The 3,247-nt window shown below is 46.5% G+C and carries 5 protein-coding genes; 3 read left to right on the top strand and 2 right to left on the bottom strand.

Annotated features, from left to right (window positions below):
• Both ABLV54_RS13020 and ABLV54_RS13015 read left to right on the top strand, forming a co-directional pair.
• Window positions 1-222: hypothetical protein (locus ABLV54_RS13020; RefSeq protein ID WP_348814175.1), on the top strand; the 222-nt coding region annotated here is incomplete at its 5' end.
• Between the two features lie 216 nt (window positions 223-438).
• A complete protein-coding gene (locus ABLV54_RS13015; protein ID WP_165453402.1) occupies window positions 439-588 on the top strand; it encodes a hypothetical protein in 150 nt (49 codons plus the stop codon).
• A gap of 747 nt (window positions 589-1,335) precedes the next feature.
• Here ABLV54_RS13015 and ABLV54_RS13010 read toward each other — a convergent pair.
• Entirely contained in the window at window positions 1,336-1,896 is a 561-nt protein-coding gene (locus ABLV54_RS13010) for a helix-turn-helix domain-containing protein (protein ID WP_000834224.1), read from the bottom strand.
• 396 nt (window positions 1,897-2,292) lie between these two features.
• Between ABLV54_RS13010 and ABLV54_RS13005 the strand changes: the two genes are divergently transcribed.
• The gene (locus tag ABLV54_RS13005; protein WP_000208426.1) at window positions 2,293-2,745 is read left to right on the top strand and encodes a hypothetical protein; all 453 of its coding nucleotides are present in this window, start codon (window positions 2,293-2,295) and stop codon (window positions 2,743-2,745) included.
• 301 nt (window positions 2,746-3,046) lie between these two features.
• On the opposite strand, the gene ABLV54_RS13000 is transcribed toward ABLV54_RS13005, so the two are convergent.
• On the bottom strand, window positions 3,047-3,130 hold the full coding sequence (locus tag ABLV54_RS13000; RefSeq protein WP_058652899.1) for a hypothetical protein: 84 nt from the start codon (window positions 3,128-3,130) through the stop codon (window positions 3,047-3,049).
• Window positions 3,131-3,247: the final 117 nt, after the last annotated feature.

Below are 3,247 nucleotides of genomic sequence, written 5' to 3'. Positions count from 1 at the left end.
CAGGGGGAAACGCCTGGTATCTTTATAGTCCTGTCGGGTTTCGCCACCACTGATTTGAGCGTCAGATTTCGTGATGCTTGTCAGGGGGGCGGAGCCTATGGAAAAACGGCTTTGCCGCGGCCCTATCGCTTCCCTGTTAAGTCTCTTTCTGGCATCTTCCAGGAAATCTCTGCCCCGTTCGTAAGCCATTTCCGCTCGCCGCAGTCGAACGACCGAGCGTAGCGAGTCAGTGAGCGAGGAAGCGGAATATATCCTGTATCACATATTCTGCTGACGCACCGGTGCAGCCTTTTTTCTCCTGCCACATGAAGCACTTCACTGACATCCTCATCAGTGCCAACATAGTAAGCCAGTATACACTCTGCTAGCGCTACGTGACTGGTTCAGGGCTGCGCCCCGAAACCCTCTAACAACCTCTCAGCTACTGGATATCACCCCATGCCATCTGAATATGATGAACAACTGGATTCGACTGGTACGCAGCTTCCCGGCGAATATGACCTTTTTGATTTAATGGCGCAGGTTACTGAAGAGAACCTGCACGCCCCGGTGGATTTTGGGCCGCCTGTCGGCCGTGAAGCGTTATAGCTTTTTCGCTTGCCCATGTACGTGGTAATACGCCGGTATTACATCTTATTTCTTTATTTTCATGTGATTACAGGTGGTTGTAATACGTTGCGTATTACATAAATAAACGGGGACTTCAGTTTTTACCTTTTAATTCATGCAATTGCGATGAAAATCGCGGTTGCGTATGGTGTATGACCATTTAAGGGGCAAAAAATTATCATTCTGGCTGGGTGATCTGCGCAGGTTAAGGGGCATCGGTAACGAAAAAGCGTCCTAACGACCTCGTTCATGCGAGTATGAACGGATTATTTTTCCGGACTACAGGTAAACTACAAAGCGGAAGTGAAACTACTACAGCATTACTACTGAATTACTACAAATCGGAGGAGGATGACTACTTATCTACTACTGATTTACTACTGAATTACTACTGAATTACGTCAGAACAGTTCTCTGAACCATTCGTACATCCGACCCCCTTATCTTCATGCTTGATGTTCTTGCCAACGCCTCACGGCCACGCAATAAATTGCGTCCCCGTTCACCGTTTTCGGATGAGAAGAACGCCGGAAACAGGACTTCCCCTGGCTGAATGGTGTGAAATTCTGCGCTATGCACTTGCGCGCATACTCATGCATGCCGTAAAAACAGAGCCTGCGCGTTTCTGGCGGGTTTTCGGGTGGTTTGTTGCCTGTTTTACCGGTTTCCCGTCAGAAACGCCCTGAGGGCCTCTCAGGCGGTGCACGCAACGGATGTTATGGTAAATTATTTCTTACCACGGCAACTTCGGCACCAGCTCTGAGTTCGTTCTTTCCCTTTATCCATTCTGAATCCAAACTGCTTCTCAATTTCTTCACGCGTAATCGCAGTTTTTCCACATAAAGGGCACGTGTGTTGTTCGGTTGGTATTTTGAGGGAGGGAAGTTGCAGATTGATAAGCTTAAGCATTAGCGGTGTTAGGTCATAAACGTTGGTCAAGCCCTTATCTTGTTTGCCTGTAGAGCGTACTTTTACTCTTAATAAATCTTGCTCGACGAGTTTGCCGAGTGTTCTCTGTATGGTTCTTCTGTCTTGGCTCATCCGTTCTGATAAATGTTTGATTGAAGGAAAAACTCGAGCATCAGCATTATGTAAAAATGAAATTAGATGAATCACTAAAACAAGCTCTGTATTGCTGAGGCCAAGCTTTGACTGGTTCCGTAGCAGTTCGTTAGGCACAGACGTCCAACCCGACACTAGGATACTTCGTCCCCAAATGGCTAAGATCTTCTCCGGGATCTCAAAAGGAGAATCACTGGTTTTTTTTAGTTCGATTTCTGATTTCAAATTTGTACCTCAATCATAATACCAATACCTATCTTTATAGGTATTGGTATTATGATTTATTATTTGGGCGTCATCAATGCCGCCCTTGATTAGGCGAAATTCGCCTAAATCTATAGCGTCACCACCCCCCCTCTCTTACCATCAAAATCACAGGTAATGACCTAAAACCCTCAACCCGAGCAATAGGATTTATATGTTGGCAAACGTACGGTTTGGTAAAGACAGCTGCGATTCAGAGCGTCGCCAGCAGTACAAATCTCGTGCTGACGAAGTGCTGCTTTCTCGCTCAAGCAAAAATCAGACCTCAGATGGTCTGAAATGCAATTCTCCTCAGTCTGATGACGCTATTTTTGATATGCTATCCGCTTACTTTCAAAAGTAAGTGGGAAGCGTTTGATGACAACAAAATTTAATAAGTTTGAAATTCATTCAGCTTTCCAGTCTGGCAAGCTGAATGAACCATTTTTCGTCGACTTACCTCATTTGAAACCAGAGCACCAAGTTGCTCTCACAACCTTCTTGGGTAAAATCACTCGAGAGGAACCTCTAGTCGGCAAAAACAAACCTTCTTGGCTGAACGACAACCATCAAAAAATTCCGGGTACTGATGCCTATGAGGAAGGAAACTATTGGCATTATCACTGTGGGCCTTACAGTGATTCAGTTAAGGTTCGGTCTATGACCTACAACTTGGGTTTTAACGCTCAAGGCCTAACTTCTAAAGAAGTGATTCATTATCAAAAGCTAGAAGATGGCACTGTGCTAGTTGTAGGGTTTTCTCCGATCCACGAACCTTTTCCTCGCTCTGATGAACCGCATCACAATCCGTTATTTACTTCTGAAGAGTAAGTGTTAGTCCGCGCAACAATCATAACTGAGGCAGGATGAATCGACAGGATCTCCTGAACGGAGATATTGAGATTTTACGCGCCCGGTTGTAGTCTCTTGGGCAGAAACGAAAAAACCACCTGGGGAGGTGGTTTTTCGAAGGTTCAGCAAGTTGGGGAACTTCTGAACCGTGGTAACAGTCTTGTGCGAGACGTGTCACCAAATCTGTCCTTCCAGTGTAGCCTCAGTAAGGCCACCACTTCAAGAACTCTCGATACATCTCTCGCACATCCTGTTTACCAGTGGCCGTTGCCAATGGCGATTAGTCGTGTCTATCCGGGTTGGACTCAAGTCGATAGTTACCGGACAAGGCGCAGCGGTCGGACTGAACGGGGGGTTCGTGCATACAGTCCAGCTTGGAGCGAACTGCCTACCCGGAACTGAGTGTCAGGCGTGGAATGAGACAAACGCGGCCATAACAGCGGAATGACACCGGTAAACCGAAAGGCAGGAACAGGAGAGC

It is taken from the genome of Klebsiella sp. JB_Kp042 (genome assembly GCF_040065275.1).
Classification (GTDB): Bacteria; Pseudomonadota; Gammaproteobacteria; order Enterobacterales; family Enterobacteriaceae; genus Klebsiella; species Klebsiella quasipneumoniae.
The sequence above is the reverse complement of the archived record's forward strand: the minus strand, read 5'-3'. Positions and strand labels throughout refer to the sequence as shown.